The following is a 24,228-nucleotide window of genomic DNA, read 5'->3' on the forward strand; positions in this document are numbered from 1 at the left end:
TCTCGTGCACAGGCTCGTGGTCCTCTGAGATTCGGATGTCTTGACAACACCCATCACAGCAGGACCACGAGCCGTTCTACGTCAACGACGCGACGCTCCCCATCACCACGAACCGGGAAGAGCCGCTTATCCACAGGCAGGCGTCATCAGAGCCCGTGAGACATCGTGCCGGAGAAAGGTTCGTCCCATGACCTCGTTCCAGCACACCCATCAGGAGGCCCACGCCATGGCCAGCTCAGCACTTTCGGAGCACCGCGACTTCGCCGCGACCTACGCCCTCCTGGAGGAGCTCGCCACCGCCGGAGGAGACTACGGAATCCTGCGGCCCGCACGTCGGTGCCTGTCCGAGGCGTTCACCGAGCTCACCGACTCCGGGCTGCACACACCCAACGTCATCGTCTCGCCGCCGTCCGTGGCCAATGCCGAGGACGGATTCGACAGGCTGGAGGATCTGCTCGCCCGGATGCTGGGCGACGTCACCGGACTTCCAGCAGTACTGCGCCTGACCCGGGTTCGTGAGCTGGTCGCGAAAGCCAGGGGAAGCGGATGATCACCACCCCGTATGGCGAGCACGCCGAGCGCATCGCCAACGCGTTGGCAGATCTAGTCCGAGGCCCGGCCCTCCCGGACGATCCGAGTCTGCGACCGGTGGTTCTGACCAGTCGCGACGTCGTGATCGGCGCGCTGCGCGACCGGCTCTGGAACCAGTTCCGCGTCCAGGTCAAGAGCACCGACCCAGCGGCGAGCACACCGGTCAAATTCGACGCCCTGCGCCGCGAACCAGTCATCGAGCTGGGCTACCTGGTCGAACAGTTCCCCCACATGGCACCTGCCGACCGCCTGGCGCCCAGCGACGCGCTGGGCGAGGTCACCGATCCGGTGGCGAAGCACTGGACCAGCGCAGCCAAGGCGATACTCGTGGCCAATCATGTGCTCAACACGGCCGAACCTGAGCCCTGGCGCACGACCTCGGCAGCGCACGCGGCGCTGGCGTCCGACACCGCACAGATCGTCGAAGCGATGGCGGTACTCGATCAGCGACTGCGAGCTGCCGGTGCGCTCAACACCCACACGAACGTTGACCGGGGACACGCCACCGAGATCGCCACAGCCAGGCTCGTTGCCGCATCGGTCGAGAGATTCGCTCACTGGGTCGCCGACCATCACCTTGTCGACGGCGCCGTGACTGCGCCTGCTAGGCCGACCGAGTTCGATCGGCCCGTCCATCTGTTGCGTGTCCCCCAGGACCTGGCGCCCGCACAGCGATCACTCGAGTCGTTCCTGCAGCCCATGGCACGGCGAAACCTGCGGGCACCGCATCGGCTCTCCGCATCCAGCGCGCTCGCCGTTGCTCACAACCAGGTCAATCTCCTCGCGCGACTTCACGACCGGATTGCAGCCAGCGCCGAACTGCAGGGCGAGTTGCCGCGCGCCGGACACCTTCATGACTTGCTTGACGACGCCCTGTATGCGACCCGCGGCCTGCACGACCCGACAGGTCCACACATCCACCCGCTCGTACGCGGCCAACAGCAAGAGATCAGCGTTGCCGTCAAGGAAGGCCAGGTCGACGCCCTCAGCGATCCCGAAACCATGGACCTGCTCGCCGCCACCGAAAACACGCTAGCCACCTGGGCGGCCGCGCTCCGCCGCGAAGTCTTACGCGACTCCACCGAATTGCGGGTAATGCGACGCGGCACCATCGAGGAGCCTGTCTACGGTCGACTCACTCCAGAGGGTTTCGCCGTACGAGCCCTAACCGCCCTCGCAGACCACAAACCCGCTGTCCCTGAACCGTCGCCACACGCCTCCAACAGCGCCAGGTCCCAACTGCGCGACACACTCACCGACACACCCCCCTTCGAGGTCGTCGAGACTTGGCCCAATCCCGGACGCCGCAACGCCGACCGCCGACCACCCGGACACCAAGCCACCCCACAACGGGGACCGAGACGTTGAAGGCCCATCCGGTCGGCTTCTGTGAGGGCGACCTAGATTGTCCTCCTCTATCGACGGTTCGTGTCGACGGCGTCGCAACCACGGATCGGGAGCGGCAAATTTGCGACGATGAGCTAAGGACGCCGAACTCAACCGGTCAAGGGACTTCATTGGTTCCCGCTAGGGCCTACACCTCCGCCAAAGGGCAGGACGCAAGCCGGGGACGTCATGAGCTGAACAACGACCTTCCGGTGGGCCTTCGTGATCGCCTGATGAGTCAGATTCCCCCTGTGGGGCAGCGGCATCGCCAGGTGTCGCCATTGCCCTCGTGGAATGGAGTTCTGATGACCCGCGTCAATCCCCCAGATGTGACCCCTGAACCCGGAACGGTTCACCAGTCTCAGCGGCGCGGGTGGCGAGGTTTGGCGTTCGTGTTCGCCGTCGTGCTGGCAGCGACTGTTGTCCCTATGTCGTCGGCTTCTGCGGCGTCGTTGTCAAAGGGGCACGGCATCACCAAGGCCGGCGACGTTTGGTATGGCTCGTACAGGACTGGGAGCGAGCTTGGCTATTGCGGTGACCCGATAGCCGGTGGCGCGACACTCTATGCGCCGAATGCCAACGGCGGCGCATCGTATGGCGCAGTCAAGACCACGACGACCTGGAATCCAAGGACCACCGGGGTCGGTCCACTGTCTGCCACGAACGTGCATCGGCTGGCCTACGTTTTGGCCGCGAACGGCCACACGACCAACAACTCTCAAGCCGCGCATGTCAGCTATGCGGTCCGGACGTTCGTCACCAGTCCCGGAGGAGCGAAGGACACCGGCACCCCGTATGCCGGCGACATCAAGTCCGGCGGCAAGAAGCTGGTGACCGAAGCGAAGAACTTCGCCGGGCCCTACACGATCCCGTTGAGCGTCAAGGCTGCCTCAGACGCCAAGTCCGCAAGCGTGTCGGCCTACCGGCCGGTCTCAGCAGCAGGTAAGACCCTGACCGGATATCCAGGAACTCTGACCATCACTGGCCCGGCAGTTTTCGCGTTGACCAAGACCCGGACCCTCGCCGCTTCCGCGAACGGTCAGCCAGTCGCGCTCACTTCGACCGGCGACGGGGTCGTGAAGGTCAGCGTCTCCTACGCCAAACTCCCCTCGACCAAGTTGCACTACCGTGAGCCGTCGAAGTCGAACTACCAGCGGATCCTGATCAGCGGTAAGACCGAGCCGGCCAGCGCCGCAGGCTCCTACACGGCGAACGTCCCGAACCAGCCGCAGGTCATCACCGAAACGGCCGATCAGGTTGCGGCGCCGGGCACGTCGTTGACCGACACGCTGCATGTCTCGGGCATGGAGCCCGGTTCGAGCATTGTGGTCAGCTCAACCCTGTATGGGCCGTTCAATACCCGTCCTGCCGCAGCAGACGCGCCGCCCGGCGACGCACCCAAGGTCGGAACGGTGACCACCGCCGTCACTGCTGACAGAGCGGGCAAAGCAACCGCGACCACCGAGGGATTGAAGATCAGCACGTCCGGCTACTACGTGTGGTTCGAGACCACCGCTGAGACCAACGAGAACCTTGCTTGGCCTGGGAAGTTCGGGCAGGAATCGGAAACGACCTTGGTCAAGTGGTCGCCGGAGGTGTCCACTGCGACCTCTGATCAGCGTGCCGAACCCGGTGCCGAGCTCACCGACACGCTCACCGTGAGCGGTCTTCAACCAGGAAGCACCGCCAGTGTCGTCTCCACCCTGTACGGGCCATTCGACGAGCGTCCCGAGATTGCCGATAGCGTCCCCGACGCTGCGCCCGTCGTTGGGACGGTGACCACCGAGGTCACCGCTGGCGACGACGGCACCGTCACCGCCGTTACCGGCGCGTTGACCGTCACGGAGCGCGGCTACTACGTCTGGCACGAAACCATCGACGTAACTGCCGAGCAGGACGGATGGGCCGGCAAGTACGGCGAGGAATCCGAGACAACGGTTGTGCCCTGGCAGCCGCATGTCACGACGCAGACCTCTGCCCAGACGGCCCAGCCCGGCGCGAAGATCACCGACACGCTCGCCGTGAGCGGTCTGCAACCTGGCTCGACGATCGAGGTGACCACGAGCCTGTATGGGCCCTTGACGAACAAGCCAGCCGAAGCCGACGCTCCTCCCAAGGACGCCCCTGTCGTCGGGACGCTGACGCTCACGGTCACCGCCGACGACAACGGCGAAGCCACAGTCACCACCGAAGCGCTGACGGTCAACAAGCCTGGCTACTACGTCTGGCACGAAACCATCGCGGAAACTCCCGAACATGAGGGATGGAGCGCGGTGTTCGGACAGGCCTCGGAGACCACGCAGGTGATCGCTCCTCCCCCACCACCGGACAAGCCCGGCACACCGACGACGAGCACGCCGAACCTTCCGAACACCGGCGCCCCCGCCACGCTCGGGATGCTCGCAGCCGGCGTCGGCCTGACCGCTGGAGGCGGGCTGCTCCTGGGCCTGCGCCGACGCTTCGGGCGCACCGATAGCGGCGACACAGACGGCGGCAGCACGGATGACCCGCTGGGCGACCTTCGAACCCCGTAACCAGTAGCGGGCACTGGTCAAGGCAGGCGGCACGGATTCGATCCGGGCCGCCTGCGCCTGCCGCATCCGCGAACCTCGCTCCCACCGCTGCCAACCACGACCGCCGACCACGCTCAGCACCGCGGCCAGACCTCACCTCGAGTCCTGTCGTCACCCGACCTCAAGTCCTATCAGCGACCCCTGATCCTGACCTGTCCCAGATCGGATACACGTCTTGCACTTGACCCGCCGCAAGCGCCGGGGACCGATCGCATCCGATGCGACTCACCCGATCACCACGGGATCGCCGTGGTACTCCTGCCACCACCCGGCAAGCACCGTGTGGTTCTCCCGAACAGCCGCCTGCAAGCCCTTGAGCTTCTTGCGCACCAGCCCGTCCGGGGCGTCGTCCATGAATTCGCCGGTGTCCAGGCGGATGCGCAGCTTTGCCTCCGGGCGCGACCGGACCCTGATGTGGACGTGTGGCGGCGGGTGGTCATTCGGGTAGACGCACAGTGTCACGCCGCCGGGCAGAGACATCCCCGCCGCCGTCAGACTCACGACGAACCCCTCGTCGTCGAACCCGATCGAGGTCTCGTTGTCGAACACGTGGTCGGCGATGTTCTTGAGCCGTTGCATCACATGCTCCGGAGTCACGTGCCCGGCCTCGGCTGCGTCGTCCCACTCCTCGCGGGTCATGATCATCCGTGGCGCATCATGCTCCGGGCACCACCACGGGTTGTCCGGATGCTTGCTCACGTTGCAACGATAGTGCCGCGCAACCCCAGCAACGCCCCACACCCGCAGGGCTGCAACGCCAGATCGTGCGCTGGTCACGGCGTTGCAGAAGGCGTAAACTACGAAGCGCCCGGCGGGCAATGTCGTGTAGTTCGAGGACGCTCCAGTTGGAGCGGTGGGGCCCAGCCACCCAAGTAATCCGTTGCGAGCTTTGCTCGCACCTGATGCCGGGAGGCCCCACATGTTCCTCATCCTTCTCGCCATGCGACCCGCCGCAGCCGTCCACCGCTGGTGCCAACGCTGGCTGCCCAGCAACGTCCTCGTGCGCCGTGTCCGCACCCGCGCCGGGCTGTGCTGGGGCATTCCGCTCGCCCTCGTCGGCGTGGCCTACTTCGGCGCCGGTGTCGTCTGCGTCGGCATGGTGCACGCCGGAGAACCCGGTTGGTGGTATCTCGGCGCCCTCGCGTGCTGGTGGTCCGCCCTCAAGCTCGTCGGGCACGGCCTGTTCGCCACGGTCAAGCTCCCCATCGTCCGCGCGCAGGAAAACCTCGCCGTGAGTCGCGCTATCCGCGAGGCCGGCGAACAATCAGGCGACCAGAGCCAGCCGCGTCAGGTCTGGACCCGCAAGCGCCGCCGCCAGCTCACCCGCGAGGTTCGAGACACCCTGCGGGCGGACCGTGAGGTGCTGGTGTGAGCAGCATGACCTGATCCGCCCTTGATGGACCAGCTGCTTGCTCGGACGAGCAGCGACTCATCGCCTCGCGGGGGCCGGGTCGTTCGGGCTCGGAAGGCAGGTCGCCCGTAGACTGGTGCGACGATACTGCTCTGATATGGGTCGAGGCTGCGAGGAGGGATCATGGCTGGACTCGGTGAACACATCACCGCGATGGTCCGTAGTCACGCCTCCGGCGACGACTCAGCATTCTACTCTGTGGCCCTGCAAATCGCGGCTCGGGAGGCACGCCAAGGCCATCACGTGTTGGCAGGCGACATCAAGAAGGCCGTCGATGCGTCCCGAAGTACGACGCCTCGCAGCAACGTCACCAAGCTCGCCCAGCCACGCGGCGACCTGGCGGACCTTGTCGAGGTCAGCCACCCCGAAGTCGCTTTGCGGAACTTGGTAGGGCCAAGCGAACTGAGGGAACGGCTCAAACAGGTCATCGCCGAACAGCGCCAGCGCAAGCGGCTCCTTGAACACGGGTTCGACCCGACCCATCGCCTACTCCTGGAAGGGCCACCGGGCACAGGAAAGACCATGACGGCGGCGGTATTGGCACGCGAGCTGTCTTTGCCTATGTTCACCGTGCGTCTCGATAGCTTGCTGAGCAAATACATGGGCGAGACCGCGGGGAAGCTGCGCCTGGTATTCGACGCCGTGGCGCAACGGCGGGGCGTCTACTTGTTCGATGAGTTCGACGCACTGGGAGCAGACCGGTCCGGAAACGACGTCGGTGAGGCACGACGCATTCTGAACTCCTTTCTGGTCTTCCTGGAACAGGCCAGCCCTGAGAGCATTGTGATTGCAGCAACGAATCACCGGGCCATTCTCGACAAGGCGTTGTTTCGCCGTTTCGACATGGTTCTCACCTACGGCCTGCCCGACACGACGCAGGCGCGAGCGGTCATCAAGGGACGGCTCGGCTCGCTGATGAAGGGCATGCGCTGGGACGCGGTCGATACCCATACCGAAGGTCTCAGTCACGCCGACTTGGTGAAGGCGGCTGAGGCAGCCGCCAAGGCTGTTCTGATGCGCAGCGATACCGTCATCCGGGCTGAGGATCTCGTATCTGCTTTGGAGACTCGTCGAACGGCGAGCGGTGCCTGACGAACTCCGGCACCTCACCCACCTGCAAGTCCTCGATCGTGTCCGAAGCGAGGACTTCTCTCGCGGCGGCAACGGCAACCCGAAGGTCAAGCCTGTCGAATACCGCGCCCACGGGCTCGCGCTGAGGGGCCAGCTCCAGGATGCGTTCTCCGAAAGCGACACGACTCGCACGAGTATCAGCCTCAGCGCCGATGAGCTACGAGCCCTGGGAAGTGTCATCACCCTTGAGGGAGAAGACGCCGCCTATCCGCTGAAGATCGAGTCGCTAGAAAAGTTCACCCGAGGAGGCGCGAAGAAGCCGAGGGTGCCCCAGTGGCTGCTGCTGTCGGTGCAGTCGGCAACCAGTGGCCTGCCCGAAAGAGCCGTGGTGTGGGTCGCTGACGCCTACCGGGCACAGTTCCTGAAGATCTTCGAGGACTACCTGAGCAAGAAGATCACGAGAGCCTCTGAGGACAAGTGGGAGACGCCGGAGGGTAACCCCGCGAATCGTGCCCTCGTGGCCAACATCTCCCGCATCCGGCAGACCATCCTCGATGACCTCTGGCAGTCCGAAGGTGAACCGCCCAAGAACGGAACCCAATGGTGGGAGTTGTGGCTGGACGCCTCTCCGCAGAACACGGACAGCCTTCGCGGGTTCGCGACAGCGCTGAACCTGCGGCTCTTAGAGCGTTCTCTGGCCCTCAACGATCGCGTCGTGGTATGGATCAATGCGACGTGGCAGCAACTGGAAGTGCTGCCTTTCACGAGCGTTCCGATCGCTGAGATTCGCAGGCCCGAGTTCGTCGACACGATCGAAGATCTCCTGCCCGAAGAACAGGACGAGTACGTCGACGACCTCGCCAGTCGTGTCACTGCGGCTCCGGTGGAGGCTCCTGCGGTGTGCCATCTCGATACCGGTGTGGCGCGCTCCCACCGGCTCCTCGCCGCCTCTCTTGACCCCGCTGACCTGCACACGGTGATCGGCACCTCTGGCTTCGATACCCAAGGGCACGGTACGGCGATGGCCGGTCTGGCGTTGTACGGGCCGCTCGATGACCTGCTCACCGGATCAGGCGCCGTGCAACTCCATCACCGGCTTGAGTCTGTGCGCGTGCTTCCCAATCGCGGTGAGCCTGACACCGACCCTCGCGACTACGGAACTGTCACCGTCGATGCCGTCGCCCGAACAGAGGCCACGACGCAGCGACGCCGTGTGTTCTGCATGCCCATCTCCACCGAGCCAGACCGGCCCGGTGCGCCAACCCTCTGGTCGTCGACAGTCGACGCGCTGGCCGTGGGAACCGACATCGTCCGAGACGGTGAGCAACTACAGCTGCTGACAGCACCCGATGCAGACTCGAGTCGGCTCATGATTGTTGCGGCCGGAAACGTCGACACCTACAGCAACGATCACCGCATCGAGTCGGACACTTCCGCGGTGGAAGACCCTGCCCAGGCTTGGAACGCTCTGACAGTCGGCGCCCACACCGATCTCGTCGGTAGTCTGGCCGATCCCGATTTTGCTGGTTGGACGACGTTGGCGGGGAAGGGTGAACTCTCGCCCCATAGCAGGACGTCCCTCCTATTCAGCAAGCGGAAGTGGCCCATCAAACCGGACATCTGTTTCGAGGGCGGCAATGTCCTCACCGACGGGTCGACCGGATTCCATGACCGCCATCCGCTGTTGTCGCTCCGTTCCACCGGCCTCCAGAACGATCTCGCGTTGACGTCCGCAAACGCCACCAGCGCGGCCACGGCACAAGCGTCAAGGATCGCCGCGCTCACGGTCGCGCACTATCCGGAGTATTGGCCTGAGACGGTTCGCGGGCTCATGGTGCACGCAGCCGAATGGACGCCAGCGATGCGTGCCGAGTTCGATGCCACCGGCACGAAGAAAGAGCCCAAGCTCGATCTGCTCCGACGGTATGGATGGGGCGTGCCATCCGAGGACGCCGTACTACTTTCGTCGCGGCAATCCGTCACGCTCGTCACGCAAGACACCTTCGTTCCCTTCGAGGGAACCGAATACAAGATGCGTCGGTTCAGGCTCCACGCATTCCCTTGGCCGACAGAGGTCCTGGAGACCATCGGGGCCGGAGACGTCACTTTGAAGGTCACGCTCTCCTACTTCGTCGAGCCGTCTGCGTCACGACGTGGATGGCGACAGCGCTATTCCTACGCATCCCACCTGCTCCGGTTCGATCTCAAGGCCCCAACTGATCTCACCGAAGCCGAGTTCATCGCGCGCCTGAATCGTGAGGCCGAGAACGATGAAGACTCCTCTCGCCCTTCAAGATCGTCGGGATCGGATCAACGCTGGATGATTGGTCCCAACCAGCGGAACCTGGGGTCGCTCCACCAAGACATCTGGGAGGGCTCAGGACAAGACCTCGCGGCCTCCGGCGTGATCGGCGTCTATCCGGTTGGCGGCTGGTGGAAGCGCAACCGTCGCAAGGATCGGCTCGATCTACCCATCCGCTATTCCCTCATCGTCTCGCTCAAGACCCAGGAACAGGGCGTCGACCTATACACGCCCATCGCTACCGACCTCCAGGTGCCAGTCAGCATAGAAGCAACGTAGTCTCGCCGGCTGGCTTCGTTCGCTCCTCGTCCCGTCACGATCAGCATCAGCTACCTCCGGCGGCGGGCCTCGGGAGTTGCCGCGAGCCTCAATTCATCCGGCGAGCCACTTACGGTTGTTGATGAGGGTCTGGGTCCGGTCATTGATGTCGGTGGGCGCCTGTCCGTCGTCGGAGCGGTTGCAGACCTCATCTCGCAAAATGCGCTGCGCTTCAGTTCGATTCCCTTCGGCCTCGGTGATCTCCACGAGACTAAGTCGAGTCGCCTCTTCATCGGGTGCGGCCAACAGCGCGACCTCGGTCGCCTCGCGTGCGCGCCTCGTGTCGTGTTCGCTCAGGAAGTGGGTCGTGACAGTGAGGGCGACGTCGGCGATGGCAGCAGCCATGTAGTGGTCGTGGCGCTCCCCATCGGCCAGCCACGACCAGCCCCCCTCGCGAAGCCGGTCGCAGGGTCGGCCAGTCACGAGTTGGAGCGCTGCCATGAGGTCCTCACGGCCCTCGCTACCACCGCGCGCATCAGCACGGACACGCAGACGCTTGAATAGGTCCCAATCAACACGCACACCATCGTCAAGTTGGTAGACGTTGACCCCTGTGGTCTTCGCAGCAGGTGCCTCATCAGCCGCGGGCAAGTAGGGCCGCTTGGTGTCGGGGTTGGTCCCCAGCCAGTCCCGCAGAATGCTGATGTCCTTGCGCACCCGATCCGGCGGGGTACCGAAGGCCTCAACGATCTGGTCGCGGGTCGCGCCGTGGCGACGGTGGAACCACAAGAACGCCAGCAACTCGGTGAAGTACGCCCGGCGTTTGGCGAGCGCTTTGCCGTGGGTGTGTGCAGCGACTGGCCCGAGCAGGATGAGCTGGGCACAGTTGTCGCCATCGGCGAACCAGCGCTCGCAGTCCTCGTCCAGGTTCGGGTCTTGGTCCTCGATCTCCGCGCGTAGGTGTCCAGGGACTCTGGGTGCGAGAGCTTCGAGGTCCTCAGCAAGTATCGCAGCCTCGGCGAGGTAGTCCTGGTCGTCTGCATCGAGGAGGCTGGTGGCCGGTTCAATGAGTTCGACCGGCGGAGTGGCACGCGCTGTTGTGTGTTCACGGCGCAGGCCTCCTGTTCGGTCGGCGTAGGTCTCCCACCCGTCATCGATGGTCGTGTCGACGCCAATCTCGACGTCGTCGAGGATCTCGCTTTGGGCGTAGACCAGACCGACACCAGCGACTTCCTCGCTGGTGAGGCTGACACCGACCAGATCGAGGCCAGCCTGCTCGAGGACGACCCGTCCGGTGCCGGTCAGTCGCAGTTCAGTTCCTGCGGTGTCGGTGTGCTCGCCGAGAATCAGGATTGATGTGGCGGTCCGACCGATCTGATGGGAGACAACGCCCATCAGCTGGTCGAGCCCCACGAGCTCATTGTCAGCGGCTTCGTCTGAGGCTGCGTCAAGGATGAGTAGGCGGCTGGGCCAGAGATCGTCGTCGGCTTGGCCGGTCCGTCCGGTGGCCACGTCGATGTCGTATTCGGTGGCGCGGTCGACCATGGCGATCGCATCCGCGATGGTCTCAGCGATTGCGGCGTTCGCCTGATCGCCGGGCGCGTGATAGCTGATCCCCTCTCCCAGTGGGGTGGCTTCACTGCCCAGGCCGATGCAGTCGACCTTGACGCCTTGGGCCCAAGGGTTGACGGCCAGCTGAGCGATCAGGTGTCGCACAACATTGCGGCCACTGTTGAGGTCACCGGTGACGTTCAGGATGCCGACCTCCTCACAGTTGAAAAGCCACAGCTCACCGGTGTCGGCTTGGCCGATGGTGACCAACAGCGGGTAGGGCGGGTCGGTCTCCTCGCTGAGGAGACCAAGGTCGATGATGTCCGTGGCGGTCGGGACGTGCCAGTGAAGGCGGTCGGGTGTGCCGTGCCACGGTTCAGGGAGTTCAGCGGTGTCGCTCAGGTGCAGGGTGAGACTCCCGTCCTCGCCCAGTCGTGCTTCGACAGCGGCGACCGGCGGCATCGCCGAGCCAGCGGCATGGACGGTCCCGGCGAGGCGGCGCAGGGCGGCGTCGATGAAGATCAGCATCTCCTCACCGAGCGGCCCGGCAGCGGTGATGGTCCTCTCCGTAGCTGCCAGTTCGGGGTCAGCTGGTCGGATGGTCCGGCCTGGACGTCGGGCACGAAACTGTGCGGCCCGGCGCTGACGTAGCCCGATCAGCAGCCCACCAGCCAGGAGCGTTCCTGCGCCGGTCAACCCCGCCAGCGCCCACGGCATCCCCAAGATGGTGCTGTTCTCCTCGGTGTCGTCGACCTGCTCGACCCGGTCAACCGCTTCGGCTGGTGACTCTTCCGCATCCTCCGAAGGGGCTTCGACTGACGGAGGATCAGTCGGGGGCCGCTCGGTAAGTTCAGTTGGGGCTGGCTCCTCGAGTTCGGGGGCGACGTCCGCGGTCTCGGGCGCCTGATCGTCGGCGGCCGGTACGTCACGGGGGATCGTGATGGTCCAACCGGGCTTGATCAGGTCTGGGTCAGTCAGGTATTCGCCGCCAGGTTGGCGAGTTCCCTTGGAAGCCTCGAAGACCTCCTTGTACCGATGTGGGTTACCCGTCTCCTCCTCGGAGATATCCCACAGCGTGTCCCCCCGCACCACGGTGACCGTCTCGGCAGGCGCAGCATCCTCAATGTTTCCGGCGGTGTGATCGGCACCCTCGCGATCTTCGGCTACATGCTCTGTGGTGTCGGTGCCGCCGGCTTCTGTGTCGGGTGTGTCGTCGTTCGGGGCCGCGGTGGGGAGGTTCTGGGCGTCAGCAGGCAGATGCAGAGTGGTGCCAGCCGGCAGGGTCTGGGTGCCTTGGGTGAACGTGGTTCCATCAGCCAACTGGATGCCGTGGTTGAGGTCACGGATCTCGTGCCACCGTGCCCCGTCCCCGAGGCGGGTCTCGGCCAGTCTCCACGCTGTCGTGTCGGTCTGCAGGGTGATCGACGGTCCCTGACGTGAGTCGACCTCAACCTCATCAGGTGCGGCCGCCGGCGTGGTGAAGGCGAATGCGTGCACGGTTTGTGCAGTGGCTTCCGACGCTGACGCCGGTTGTGCGATAGCGCCGTTGGTCATAGTGCCCGCCCCCAGCCCGAGGGCTGCGACCGAGAGGATCAGGTACCGGGCGAACTCCTGCTGTCCCGGCAGGACAAACGGAATACGCCGCGCTGTCTTGCCGGTGACGACCGCGATGGTCTCGGTCAGGATGCACACGGTCATCAGCGCCCAGGCGAGCCAACCCGCCGTGACGAACGCTCCGACGATCGTGCTGGTGGTGAGCAGTTGGATCTCCGCCCAGCCGCCCGCTGGCCACGGATTGCCACGCCATGCCATCAGTGCGAGCGGGGCACCGACGAGCAACGCAGCCAGCACCACCAGTGCTGCGATCGCGCGTGTCACCCTGGTGGAGATCCTCGTGTTCGAGCGTGTCATGAAAGTCCTCTATCCGTCCGGGCTCGAGATGGCCGTGGCGGTGCCGGTCTCGTTGATGTGGACGGTCTTGACATAGAGCAAGGGCAGGAACGTCGGTTTGCGGGTCCCGGTGGCCGTCACGATCACCGTGCTGCCCCGCACCTGCACAGTGCCGGTCCAGCCGGAGGTGGTCAGGACGGTGCGGGCTCTGGCGATAGCGGCGCCGGTGTTGACCTCATCGGTCCCGGAGCGGATGGCGGCCTCGGAGAGTTCGTCGGCGCCGGCGCGGGCTGCCTGCTCGGCTGCGCGGCGGGCCTCGACCTGGTAGTTGGTCAGTTCCCCTCCGCCACCGACTAAGCCCACCAGTGCCACAAAGGCTGTGGCGGCGATGATGAGCAGCCAGACTGCTGCCACACCGCGCTCGTCCCTGTCGCGGCGGGCCCGGCGGCAGGCGGTACGAAACCATGCCGGGATCATGCGCGCGCTCCGTTCACGACACGGAATCTCTCGATGGGCACGACGGCACGCTCGCGGAATTCGGTGTGCTGGCTTACTCCGAGCTGATTGCCTAGAGCGCCGGTATCGGTCAGGTTGACCGTGCAGCTCACCTCGGCGACGACCTGGCCTCCGGGGCTGAAGTCACTGCCGGCGAAGGACACTGAGAGGTTCTGGCAGCTCTTGCCGCGGTCAGCAAGGGCATCGGCTGCCGCCTGTCGGCCGTCGGCGACGCCTTGCAGCTGGTTGGGCGCCAATGACGCAGCTCGGGCGGCCGCGTAGGCGGCATCGTTGGCCTGGGCCGGACCGTCGACATAGCGACCGACGGCGACCACCACGATCACCAGAGCCACCGACGCTGTGGCTGTGATCAGAAGCTCCACGCCGGCCGACCCGCGCTCGTCGCGGACACGCCCACCGGCCTGCAATTCCCGGTCTCGAAGCGGTCGCAACCACAACGTGCATAGCCCTTGGCGGCCGAAGGGGTGGCGTTGGGGGTGCTGAGCTGGCGGCCTCATGGCACGAACCTCTCCACCGGAGCCGTAGCGACGGACGTGATCGGGTCAGCAAGCCACGGTGCCAGGGGGACGATCTTGACTGTGACCGAGACGCGTGCCTCGGTGGTCGAGCGCGTCACGTTGACCGTGGATCCCGTGATGGCGATGGCGCCGGTGGTCGACAGGTAGTCGTCGGCGGTCGCGCGGCCGGACTCGGTGGTGCCGTCGAATCGTGCGGTGCTGACGGCGGCTTCTCGGGCAGCGGCTTCGGCCATACGGTTGGCGTGCATGCGGATGCCGTACTGAACCAGGCTGGTGAAAAGGAAAAAGATCGCGACGAAGGTGATGAGGAACTGCACACCTCCCGAGCCGCGTTCATCGCGGCGTCGACGGCGCGCGGGTCGGTGCTGTAGATGCTGCACGTCGTCTCCTTCCTCACCATCGCGAGGTCTGCCTGACCGTTGTGCGGTGGCTAATTGCCGCCGAGTTTCCCCACGAGTGACTGGGCGAACGCCATGACTGAGTCGCCAGCGAAGATGGCGATAGCTACTCCGAATCCGAGAACGACCAGCCACGGCACAGCGCCTTCACCACGCTCGTCTCGAGGCCGCGAAAGCCGGGCCGCCACGGTGAGTATGAATATGCCGATGATCCGGATCATCGTGGTTTCCTCCTCTCTTGATTACTGCCGATAGGTGTCGTTTCTTGATTACTGCCGATAGGTGTCGTTGTGGTTGTCCTCGCCTATCCGGGTGCGCCTGCGGCGGTGCGAAGCGCGAGGATGTAGGGGCCGGCCAGGTAGCAGCCGGCGAGCATGGCGGCGACGATGTTGAGTTGGGTCATGGACTGGGTGGCCTTGTTGGCTCGCTCGACCGCGGCCGCCAACCGAATCGCTCGCATCGTGGTTGCGCGGGCGATGAGTGATTCCTTGACGCGGGCGCCGTCGTCTTGGGCGAGTTCGATGCTGGAGCGCAAGGTGAGCAGCTCAAGGATTTGATAGCGCTGGCCCAACTGGCCCAGGGCTTCCCACGGGGTGATGCCCCGTGATGGCGCGAGCTCGATGGCGGTGCGGATGTCGGTGAATGCCCGGCCCGTGCCGATTTGTGCGGCGGCGGGCAACGCCTGGGCGTGGCCCTGTCCGGCCTCCATGCTCATCGCGACCAGGTCCAGGTAGATCGACAGGGCGCGAGTGAACTCTTCGCGGCGGCGCCTGGCTTCGGCGCGCAGGTCCTTGACTGAGAGCACGACGGCGGCCACCCCGAGTCCCAATCCTAGTAGAGGGCCCCACTGCAGTGATGTCTCTGGATCTGCCGCGCGGCGCAGCAGCATGAGCACGGTGGGACCGAGCGCGAGGGCTGCTGTGGTGGTGACGACGCGTGCCAGCCAGGTCTGCAGATCCCGGCCGGTGATAGCCAGATCGGGTGCCAGGGTGTCGAGGAACTCGGGGCGGTAGGAGCGCAGCGTCTCGCTGACCCAGCGGGTGATCCGACCCAGCGGTGAGACCGGTGCCCCAGTACTCGCACGGCGCCCCGCGCGTTCGCGGCCGCGGCGCCAGTGGTCGATCTCGGTCACCAGATCCGGTGCTGGACCGAAGGCGAGCCAACGCAATTGCAGCAGGCCCAGGCCCAACAGGATGCTGAGGAGGATCACGGCTGTCACAGTCCCACCGCCTTGGGTCGGTAGGTTGCTGCCTCGAGCACTTCGCTGGCCGCAGACAAGAAACGTGGTTCTGCTTCAGGTTCGGCGAGCTTGCGAACACGGGAGAAGACGAGGAAGAACGCACCCGCGAGCAGGAACGGCAGCACTTCGGCCGCGGTGCTTGCCGATCCGGGAAGGGTCGGCGGCGCGAACAGAGTCGCGCCGAACACCAGCACAGCAGACAGGCCCGCGACCTGGGCGGCCTCACGACGCACGACGTTGCGTTCGCGCATGATCCGGGTTCGTGCCTCCAGTTCGTCGCGCAACGCCGACGACAGTGCCGAGAGCACGCGGGAGAGCTGTCCCTTGCGTTGACGTGCTGAAAGGGCCAGAGCCGCGACCACCAGGTCGGCACCAGCATCGTCGACCTCATCGGCAAACAGGCTCAACGCCTCAGGCAAAGGGACCCGGACACTGAGCCGGAACGACAGGTGCCGAAGCGACGGGGCCAGGACCTCAGATGCGGTGGGGATCGTCTTGGGAATCACCGATTCCAGACCGGCGCCTTTCTGCGCAAGGTCGCGCAGCGCCTCGGTCCACTGCGCCAACGCGTCGAGCTTCGCCAAAGCGGCACGTTCGGCCTTCCCACCGCCAACGATCAGCGGCCACAACACCACCGCAGCACCGGCAATCACGCCGAGCACGAAGTTGCGACTGATCAGCACCACCGCCGCGAACACTGCCGCCGCCGACAGCAGTGCCCGATGCTCGCGCCACTCGTCTCGGCTACCGTCTCGCCGGCCCAACTGGGTCAACGATTCGGGCACCAGCGCCAAGCCCCTGGCCAGCCGGCCGATGCCGATCAGGCCGATCGCGAGCAGCACTCCCAAGCCGATGAGCATCACGCCCACCTGTCTGTCTCGCCCTGGTCGCGATAGCCGACCTCCCGCAGTGCCTCGATCCGGTTGATCCCCACGGGAAGGTCACGCACTGCCATCCCGGTCGGTCCGGGTTTGAAGATCTCATTGGTCTTCAACAGCTCACCGTCGTAGCCGACGACTTCGCGCACCGAGTGCACCACCCGGCGTTGCTGGCCGCCGCCGCGGAACCGCTTGACGAAGACCAAGAAGTCCAGGCCGTTGGCGATCATGCTGATCGCGCCGGCCCTCGGCAGTCGCTCGGGAGCTTGGATCGCGTAGGAGACGATGTTCTCCACGATGCCCTCCGAGGAGTTCGCGTGGATCGTGGACAACGAGCCGTCGTTGCCGTTCATCATCGCGTTGAGCATCACCAGAATCTCATCGCCCAGCACCTCGCCGACGATCACGCGATCAGGTCGCATTCGCTTGGTCACCATGAGCAGTTCACGCATCGGGACCGCGCCCTCGCCCTCGGCATTAGGTAGCCGCTCCTCCATCGGCACGATGTCGGGATGCGTGTCCTCGTCATCCTCCAGACCGAGCTCGAGAGCCCGCTCAATAGTGATCAGCCGCTCGTCCGGTTCGATCTCGGCCGCCAACGCCCGCAACAACACCGTCTTCCCGGCGCTGGTCTCCCCACCGATGATGATGTTGCGTTTCGCTCTTACCGCGGCGGAGAAGAAGTCAGCCAGCGGCTGGTCGATCGTTCCGCCTGCGACCAGGTCCTTGAGGCTGTACCGCATGTGGCGGTGGTGGAGCCGAATCGAGACCACCGGGGCCGTGGTGACGGCCATCACCGCCTGCACCCGGGCCGAGCCCACCCGGAAGTTCACATGCGGATTGGCGCTATCGAACGCCCGACCCGACAAGCCCTCATGAGCGGCCAGAGTCTGGATGTGCTCGATCAGCTCCTCATTGGACTCATATACCGGAGCCACGCGCGTCCGGACACCGCTGCTGTAGTCGACAAACACGTTCTGCCAGCCATTGATGTCGATCTCCTCGATCGACTCATCCCGCAGAAGGTCTGCCAACGAACCCGCGCCGTAGAGGCGATTCTTCAACCCCTGAACAAGATCCTGGCTCTCCTCCCACGACAACGTGCCCACGCCCCGTTCGGCGAGGTCACGGGCGTAATCATCGACCACCTGATGGGCCAGGTCAGCTTTGAGTGCGTCCGTGTCCTCAGCGCTCAATGCGGGCTGACCCTGCAGGGACCGGGCTTGGAGGCTCTGTTCGAGACGGTCTCCCACTTGGACCTGGAGCCGGCGGAGCAGGCTGTGGTCAGTGCCGCGGATGTCCATCATCGGCCGCCGTCTCCACGCGCGGCGTCCCAGCCGCGGCGCAGACCCTCGAACGAAGGCACTGGTGAATCTGCGACCTCATCCGCGCTCACGCCAACCCCATGAGTGGCAGCAGCCACCGGTGGTTCGCTATTGACGGCTTCCCCTGAGACCACCGGTGCGCCTGTCGTCCCAGTGGCGTCTGCTGAGTCATTACGTCGGCGTGCTCGCTTGCGTCCGGTGATGGGCTCGCCGTGATCGAGACCGGTCGCCGATGCGAGCAGGCTCATGACCGAGCGCGCTGACTTCATCAACTCCGACTTGCGCAGCGGCTTCGCCCACGGATCGGCACCCTCCTGCAACGCGTTGGCGCCAGCCGGGTCCCACGCCAGCCAGCCGACCCCTTGCAAGGTGGGCGCCACTGGAGATTCAGCGAGCAGTTCGGAGACCTGCTTGGCCGCCCGAGCACCGTTGCGGTGAGAGGCGACCACCACCGGGATCACGGCCGGCGGATGGCCGTTACGATCAGCAATCGCTGGAACAAGATGATCCAGCCGCCACATCATGTGCTGCACCGACGCCATGTCACCGCGGCACACCACGATCAGGGCGTCAGCGGCGCACGCCAGCGGCATGGACGGTGACCCGGCGTGAATGCGGCCCAAATCAGCGAAGACCGGAGGCAGCTGCATCTCAAGCGTCGCGGTGACCACCGGCCACGCCAAGGTCGCCCCTTGCTCGGCGCTCAAGAACCCTGGAACGACACGCACCAGGCGGTTCAGAAGGTGGGACCCGTCGTGCCACAGATCCAAGCGATGCCTCTCCGGACTGGCGACAACAGACGGCTCGCCCGGTGAAGGTGGCGGACGGTCAGCACGGCCAGCTCCCAAGCCCAACACCGTCGGAGTCGGGGGCATCGGATGGCCCTCGACACGGCAACGCAGCGCCAGATCACCCCCATACGGGTCGGCCTCGACCACAACTGCTGGAAGCCCACGGGCGGCCGCCAGCGCGAGCGCCGTGGTCGTCGACCCCGGCGCCCCACGATCTGAGCAGACAGCGAACAACACGCCCTCACTCCCCCGCTGCCGGGGCCTGCACGACGGTCACCTGGCCGGCCGCACTATGCGCGGCGATCGCGTTGGCTTCGGCTTCCTTCACCAGCACCGTCACCACCACCGCGCTGTCAGGCGTCTCTCCCATCGAGTCGACCCGTACTGACTGCGCCAGCCTGAACGGCGCGTCCAGTTGTTCAGTCGTGCCGGGATCGCCAGCTGGTGGAACGACCAGAACGTCAACCAGATCGCCCGGAGCCAACCGCCCCGGGACTCGGCCCATTTCAAGACGGATCGCAACCAGCCGTTCCCCTGCCGCAGGCACCAGCGTCTGACTCAGAGCCGATTCGGTGAGCACCTGTCCCTCGACCAACCCCGCGGCAGCCCGCTGGCCAATCACCGACTCGACATCACTAGCCACGATCGCATTCAAGACACCACCGACCTCAGCGGGCTCAACATCGTTGGCCTGAATAATCTGCCCAGCCGCGACGGGCTGCCGGACCACCAGCACTTCAGCCCGGTCGCTCTGGGACTGGAACAGCGCAACCAGCCCGACGACGACCAGCACGATGAAGAGGACCGATGCTGCCCACTGGCCCAGGCGACGAGGCGCCCTCTGGGTGACCTGGCCCAGCGTCGAGCGCAGGTTGAGGCCCGGCTCACCGGAAGTGCGTTGAGTATCAGTTGCGAGGCTCAATTTGTCACCACCGTCTGTCGCTGCCGTACCTCAATCTGTTGGGCCGCGCCCACCGGTGCTGGGAACTCGCCCAAGGTGCCCGAACCGCCCGAGCAGTTGCCGGTACAGTTCCAGGCCACCGTGTAGTACAGGCGGCCCTGCAGCGTGAATCGCTCGCCAGCCTTGTATTGGCCCGCAGCGTTGACAGTCGAGACCTTCTTGTACGCATAACTGCACGAAGTCGTAGCCGCGTCCGTCATACCCTTGCGCCACTCCCGACCCGCCGAACGGCACACGAGTGGTTTCGCGCCGTCGCCCATATCGACCTCGAACTTGCTTGGCGTCGCCCGCAAGGTGACCGTCGCACCATTGGCCGTCAGGCTGACCGACACCTCATGCCACTGGGACGCCGGAACCCACACCCAGTTCTGGACATTCACATACGTGTGGAAGGTCGAATCAGGCGCCGTGCGTACATCCGCGACCTCAAACGGGGCACGCTCGATCAACTGCAATGCGACACCGGCAGCATCCACGACCGAAGGAGCACCGGGCACGACAAACAAGATTCCGTCGACGCATGCCCAGATCGTCCCTTCTGTCTCGTCCCCCGCGATCTGCTCCCAGAGCGTCGAACCGACTGCGGGCTGCGGCTGCAGCATGTACGCGTAGCAACTTCCCATCCACTGGTTCCCGTGCGCGTCGACACAGCGTCCGCCTGGAGCACCTGGGCAGTTCTGTGGCGCCGTACCCCCTGGGGTCGGCACGGGATCATCAGGCCCCGTCGGATTGACGATGTCGCTGAGACACAGGCCTGTGGGCGACACCGGATCCGGCGGACACCCTGCCCAACTCGGTGCGAACATACCGGGAAGGACAACGAGCACCACCGCGACCAGCGCGGCACCAAGGGAACACGCCGCTACGCGGCGCATGTGCTCTCGTCCTCAATCGTCGTCTCTACGTACTTCCACTTGCCATCGAGCGTGACCATCCGAATCAGAATCGGTGTGACAACATGCTCGGGCTTGACCCCTTCCTCGGTCACAGTGCCGTCCTTGGTGACACGCACTTTGCTGTAGTCCGTGCACTGTCGGAGAACCACCGTGCCCGATCCATCGGCTTTGATCTCAACCGAGTCCGCGATGGTCCAGATAGGCTCCGGTGGTACCTCCACACGAACTCCAGCCTTTTCCGCATCGCGCAACTGGATGACGGACGTCTGCCAGGTCACGATGTACTCGCGGTAGAGGTCCTCGGCCTCAGGCGTGTACTTGCCGGCTGCGTCGATTGACTCCACGGCCTGCTGATACCGACTCCACCGGGACAGCGCCGCCTCATAGGCGCTGAGTTCATCGGCCGTGTAGCTGTCTTCCCAATCGGCCGGCGGACCGCCCGGTTCTGAGGTAGGAGCACTCGGCGTTGAGGGCGGCAAGGAGGAACTCGGAGGCGTGGGTGTCGGCTCGGCTTGCGGGTCGTCCCCGCTGCACGCAGCCGCACTGAGCATCGCCACGGTCAGGAGGGGGGCAGCGACCAGAGTCCGAAATCGCATCATGCGCAACCTCCCCCGCACAGCTACACCACTCGCAACGCGAATCATCGTGACCTTTCCGGACATCGGGCATCGACCCATTCCCACTCGGTTGACAAGGGAACGGGGTGCACGCCTGGCGATCACCTGAGGCGGACTTGATCCATCTGAACTGGCATTCATCGCTCTCTGGGGTTGTCGAGGTACTCTTTGATCCAGCGCGTCTAGAGCGCTGATTCTGAGAACCTTTCCCTGCGAAGAATGGTGCCGCACGGAGGTGCGCGTGCGAGTGAAATGGCTCACACAGGATCATTCTGGCGACTAGAACGATCATTTGAGCGACTCCAGACAGTGGCGACCTCGTCGCCGATCGTGCTAACTGGCTCGCTTCCCTGCTCCACCGGAGCGGACCTTCATTCATACATTGGCCAGCGACGACCTGGGGCGCTATCTCGCTCCTCGGGCGGTGCAATAGCTGAATCCAGCTGATGGGGATCCAATTGCTGTATGCGCTCACCAGGTAGGTCGTTCAGCGCCATCCGCCGATACATGCCCGGGTTCACCCCCCATCGCCGGCGGAACCATCGCGCGGCGATCCGCGGGTCCCGCCAGCCAACCTGGCGCGAGATCTCAGCGATGGACAGGTCGGGCTGTTCCAGCAACCGTGAGAACTCTTCGAGCCGTAGTTGTGCCAGGTACCGCATCGGCGGCATGCCCACGATGCGGTTAAACAACCGCAATAGCTGAGGGACCGACAGGGATACCTCCTCAGCCAATCGTTCGAGCGTCCATGCCGTCGCCAACTGTGCTCTCAACGCCGTCTGGGCATGGACGATGTAGCGCGACGGCGCTACGCCGTTGGGAATCGAACTGATCGATCGGGCTGACGGGTCACCATTCTGGCCAACGGCGCGGATGTCGCCGCCCTTGAGAACCGTTCGCAGACCGACCTCCACGAGACTTAGCAGCAGGGCTGTCCGTGCAGGCGCTTCGACGTCGGGCCGGTCGGCCGCTGGTGGCCCAAAGGCAATGAGCTCGCCGAGGATTTCCTCAGCCTCGATGGTGTCCTGCTCGTCCAGGGCCATCACGATTGCTGGATCACTCCATGCGCTCGGATGCCCAACCATGCCGTACCAACCCGGTGGTGGATACACCCAGCTCAACAACGACCGTAAGAACCGCTCGTCTGCGAAGACGCTGGCCGAACGGATGAGTTTGTTCGGAGTCGACGACCACCACGTACGCTCCCTAATCAGCACCAGATGCCCCCGCTTGAGTTGTCGCGCGCCCTGCTGAGTGCGGAACTCGGCCTTCCCCTCCACGACCAAACTCAACTTCGCCGAAGAGAACGCGACTGGTGCGATCTCCTCAGCAACCGTTGCCGCAAACGCTTGCAATCTCAGCGAACCTGGGGCGAACTGGTCGCCCTGTCTCCACGGCACGTTCCTACCTCCTGCACCTCACCTCACGCCAGTCGTGCAGCAATCGACCAACTGACCCCGTGCCGCAGGCGCCAATCCACGCTTCACGACCCGAACCTTCATGTTAGGTGACCCTCATCACACTTGCCTAGTGCAGAGTTCTTTCAGCTGACGCGTACCCGGGTCCCATCGCTTGCACCGCAGTACCTGTCCGCACTGAGCGGTCAGAGGTTGAGGATCGTCGTTCGAGCTCTCAGGAGTTCCGGGCGACGGTTTCCACCGGGACATGTCTACGACAACCCGCTCCCTGCCGGCATGCTCACGCAGTTCCTCCCTAACAGCTGGGAAGCCGCACTGCTGCGCGCCCGAACCGAGAAGCTGTCGGCAGAAGGACGACACACCCGCTGCGGGTTCATCCACGTGCCGTTTGATGCGCTGCTGGCCAGGACGATGCCGGCTGCCAAAGCGGGACCTGCGATCACCAACGCAGCGCGACGTCTGTCCATGGCGCACAGCAAGCCGCTGTGGTGCCGTGGCCGGCAGGGAGGCAATTGGCGATGCCGTAGCGCCTGTGCCGTGCCCTGCTGCTACCTCGACGGTGGTTGACGATTCTCTTTCAGACCGGGAATTGGCCTCTGCACGAGAGGCCGTCCACGTCGTGTCCTGTGACTATCCGCATCGAGTTCAGCTCCGCTTGCCATGGGACGGGCCCCGAGGTCTTCGATGATGTCCTCCGCGCTGGTCACCATCGTTGCCTGTCCCGCGCGAACCAGGCCATGCACACCCTCGGAAGTGATGCTGCTCACCGGGCCTGGAACTCCCATCACGGGGCGGTGGAGTTCGTTGCTCCAACGAGCGGTGTTCAGTGCTCCGCTTCGCTGGGCGGCCTCTACGACAACCGTTCCCTCGCTCAGGGCTGCGGTGATTCGACTTCGTGCCAGGAATCGCGTGCGCGATGGGGTTGTGCCTGGCGCGCATTCCGAGACAATCAGCCCGCGTTGGCCGATAGTTGCGAGAAGATCGGCGTGCGCGGCCGGATAGGCACGGTCAACACCGCAGGCGAGGACCGCTACGGTGAGGCCTTCTGCCGCGAGTGCGCCGCGGTGCGCGGACTGATCGATACCGAAAGCAGCCCCGCTGACAATCGTCATTTGCTGCGCGGACAGGTCAGCACTGATCGACCGCGCGTGTTCAGCTCCGTACGGCGACGCGGATCGTGAGCCATCGACGGTGACCGCCGCACGAGTCACCTCCGCAAGTGGCTGGTCGCCCTTGATCCACAGGCCCAGGGGCACTCCGCCGCGATCATGCTGTGGTGAGCACTGGTCGAGCGCGGCGAGCTGCTGCGGCCACTCCTCATCTGCAGGAATGATGAACCGGATACCCTGCCGCTCGGCTTGTTCGAGGTCCGCTGCTGGGTCAATTTGCGCGATCGCCTGCTCAGACCAGCCGCTCCATGCCCCGCCGCGGAGGCCGCCACGAATCAGATCGACGACCGGCGCTGCTCCGAACTGGCCTACCAGCGCCGCCACCTGGGGATCGCCAGCATCGGCGAGCTTCGTCAACGCCGCCCTTGCCAGCCGGTCAATCTCTCCGACCGGGCCCTCGGGTGTGCTCGCCGGGGTCACTCGACCCCGCCTCGCGGTTGTCCAGTCCGATCCGACGGTGTCGTGCCT

Annotated in this window: 21 protein-coding genes; 6 read left to right on the plus strand and 15 right to left on the minus strand. The window is 65.0% G+C overall.

Annotated features, from left to right (window positions below):
• Positions 1 to 187: 187 nt before the first annotated feature.
• From BSP109_RS14200 to BSP109_RS14210, 3 genes are all read left to right on the plus strand, one after another.
• Positions 188 to 550 carry a hypothetical protein gene (locus BSP109_RS14200; RefSeq protein WP_101601492.1) on the plus strand — a complete coding sequence of 121 codons (363 nt, stop codon included), beginning with the start codon at positions 188 to 190 and terminating at the stop codon, positions 548 to 550.
• Positions 547 to 1,959, plus strand: coding sequence for a hypothetical protein (locus BSP109_RS14205; RefSeq protein WP_101601494.1), 1,413 nt, complete (start codon positions 547 to 549; stop codon positions 1,957 to 1,959). The genes BSP109_RS14200 and BSP109_RS14205 overlap by 4 nt, the downstream gene beginning before the upstream one ends.
• 323 nt (positions 1,960 to 2,282) lie before the next feature.
• The gene (locus BSP109_RS14210; protein ID WP_146001171.1) at positions 2,283 to 4,511 is read left to right on the plus strand and encodes a hypothetical protein; all 2,229 of its coding nucleotides are present in this window, start codon (positions 2,283 to 2,285) and stop codon (positions 4,509 to 4,511) included.
• A 264-nt stretch (positions 4,512 to 4,775) separates the two neighbouring features.
• On the opposite strand, the gene BSP109_RS17345 is transcribed toward BSP109_RS14210, so the two are convergent.
• On the minus strand, positions 4,776 to 5,249 hold the full coding sequence (locus tag BSP109_RS17345; protein WP_180959760.1) for a DUF4160 domain-containing protein: 474 nt from the start codon (positions 5,247 to 5,249) through the stop codon (positions 4,776 to 4,778).
• 220 nt (positions 5,250 to 5,469) lie between these two features.
• Here BSP109_RS17345 and BSP109_RS14220 point away from each other — a divergent pair, with 220 nt between their 5' ends.
• The 3 genes from BSP109_RS14220 to BSP109_RS14230 all read left to right on the plus strand — a co-directional run bounded on the left by BSP109_RS14220 (position 5,470) and on the right by BSP109_RS14230 (position 9,613).
• Positions 5,470 to 5,922: a hypothetical protein gene (locus BSP109_RS14220; protein WP_180959761.1), complete on the plus strand. Its 453-nt coding sequence runs from the start codon at positions 5,470 to 5,472 to the stop codon at positions 5,920 to 5,922.
• A 162-nt stretch (positions 5,923 to 6,084) separates the two neighbouring features.
• Complete coding sequence (locus BSP109_RS14225) at positions 6,085 to 7,053, plus strand: AAA family ATPase (protein ID WP_101601500.1); 969 nt, start codon at positions 6,085 to 6,087, stop codon at positions 7,051 to 7,053.
• A complete protein-coding gene (locus tag BSP109_RS14230) occupies positions 7,046 to 9,613 on the plus strand; it encodes a S8 family peptidase (RefSeq protein ID WP_101601501.1) in 2,568 nt (855 codons plus the stop codon). Before BSP109_RS14225 ends, BSP109_RS14230 begins: the two co-directional genes overlap by 8 nt.
• A 93-nt stretch (positions 9,614 to 9,706) precedes the next feature.
• On the opposite strand, the gene BSP109_RS14235 is transcribed toward BSP109_RS14230, so the two are convergent.
• The 14 genes from BSP109_RS14235 to dprA all read right to left on the minus strand — a co-directional run bounded on the left by BSP109_RS14235 (position 9,707) and on the right by dprA (position 24,117).
• Positions 9,707 to 13,054, minus strand: coding sequence for a LysM peptidoglycan-binding domain-containing protein (locus BSP109_RS14235; protein WP_101601503.1), 3,348 nt, complete (start codon positions 13,052 to 13,054; stop codon positions 9,707 to 9,709).
• Between the two features lie 9 nt (positions 13,055 to 13,063).
• Positions 13,064 to 13,510 (minus strand): pilus assembly protein TadG-related protein, encoded by a 447-nt coding sequence (locus BSP109_RS17930; RefSeq protein ID WP_146001173.1) that lies wholly within the window; start codon positions 13,508 to 13,510, stop codon positions 13,064 to 13,066.
• Positions 13,507 to 13,911 (minus strand): ATP/GTP-binding protein, encoded by a 405-nt coding sequence (locus tag BSP109_RS14245; RefSeq protein WP_257944712.1) that lies wholly within the window; start codon positions 13,909 to 13,911, stop codon positions 13,507 to 13,509. Before BSP109_RS14245 ends, BSP109_RS17930 begins: the two co-directional genes overlap by 4 nt.
• Before the next feature lie 131 nt (positions 13,912 to 14,042).
• The gene (locus BSP109_RS17350; RefSeq protein WP_101601504.1) at positions 14,043 to 14,384 is read right to left on the minus strand and encodes a TadE/TadG family type IV pilus assembly protein; all 342 of its coding nucleotides are present in this window, start codon (positions 14,382 to 14,384) and stop codon (positions 14,043 to 14,045) included.
• A 113-nt stretch (positions 14,385 to 14,497) separates the two neighbouring features.
• Positions 14,498 to 14,686 carry a hypothetical protein gene (locus BSP109_RS14255; RefSeq protein WP_101601506.1) on the minus strand — a complete coding sequence of 63 codons (189 nt, stop codon included), beginning with the start codon at positions 14,684 to 14,686 and terminating at the stop codon, positions 14,498 to 14,500.
• An 83-nt stretch (positions 14,687 to 14,769) separates the two neighbouring features.
• Positions 14,770 to 15,684: a hypothetical protein gene (locus BSP109_RS14260; protein WP_101601508.1), complete on the minus strand. Its 915-nt coding sequence runs from the start codon at positions 15,682 to 15,684 to the stop codon at positions 14,770 to 14,772.
• Positions 15,681 to 16,565: a type II secretion system F family protein gene (locus BSP109_RS14265; RefSeq protein ID WP_257944716.1), complete on the minus strand. Its 885-nt coding sequence runs from the start codon at positions 16,563 to 16,565 to the stop codon at positions 15,681 to 15,683. Before BSP109_RS14265 ends, BSP109_RS14260 begins: the two co-directional genes overlap by 4 nt.
• Positions 16,565 to 17,887, minus strand: coding sequence for a CpaF family protein (locus BSP109_RS14270; protein ID WP_257944713.1), 1,323 nt, complete (start codon positions 17,885 to 17,887; stop codon positions 16,565 to 16,567). Before BSP109_RS14270 ends, BSP109_RS14265 begins: the two co-directional genes overlap by 1 nt.
• Positions 17,887 to 18,678, minus strand: coding sequence for a hypothetical protein (locus tag BSP109_RS14275; protein ID WP_101601511.1), 792 nt, complete (start codon positions 18,676 to 18,678; stop codon positions 17,887 to 17,889). Before BSP109_RS14275 ends, BSP109_RS14270 begins: the two co-directional genes overlap by 1 nt.
• Before the next feature lie 262 nt (positions 18,679 to 18,940).
• Positions 18,941 to 19,621 (minus strand): SAF domain-containing protein, encoded by a 681-nt coding sequence (locus BSP109_RS14280; protein WP_101601513.1) that lies wholly within the window; start codon positions 19,619 to 19,621, stop codon positions 18,941 to 18,943.
• Entirely contained in the window at positions 19,618 to 20,262 is a 645-nt protein-coding gene (locus tag BSP109_RS14285) for a hypothetical protein (RefSeq protein WP_219618563.1), read from the minus strand. The genes BSP109_RS14280 and BSP109_RS14285 overlap by 4 nt, the downstream gene beginning before the upstream one ends.
• Before the next feature lie 260 nt (positions 20,263 to 20,522).
• Positions 20,523 to 20,900 (minus strand): hypothetical protein, encoded by a 378-nt coding sequence (locus tag BSP109_RS17025; protein WP_146001175.1) that lies wholly within the window; start codon positions 20,898 to 20,900, stop codon positions 20,523 to 20,525.
• A gap of 644 nt (positions 20,901 to 21,544) precedes the next feature.
• A complete protein-coding gene (locus tag BSP109_RS14295; protein ID WP_101601518.1) occupies positions 21,545 to 22,573 on the minus strand; it encodes a helix-turn-helix domain-containing protein in 1,029 nt (342 codons plus the stop codon).
• Positions 22,574 to 23,139: 566 nt separating this feature from the next.
• Positions 23,140 to 24,117 carry a DNA-processing protein DprA gene (gene dprA, locus BSP109_RS14300; protein ID WP_180959762.1) on the minus strand — a complete coding sequence of 326 codons (978 nt, stop codon included), beginning with the start codon at positions 24,115 to 24,117 and terminating at the stop codon, positions 23,140 to 23,142.
• Positions 24,118 to 24,228: the final 111 nt, after the last annotated feature.

It is taken from the genome of Brevibacterium sp. Mu109 (assembly GCF_900169375.1).
GTDB classification, from domain to species: Bacteria; Actinomycetota; Actinomycetes; order Actinomycetales; family Brevibacteriaceae; genus Brevibacterium; species Brevibacterium yomogidense_A.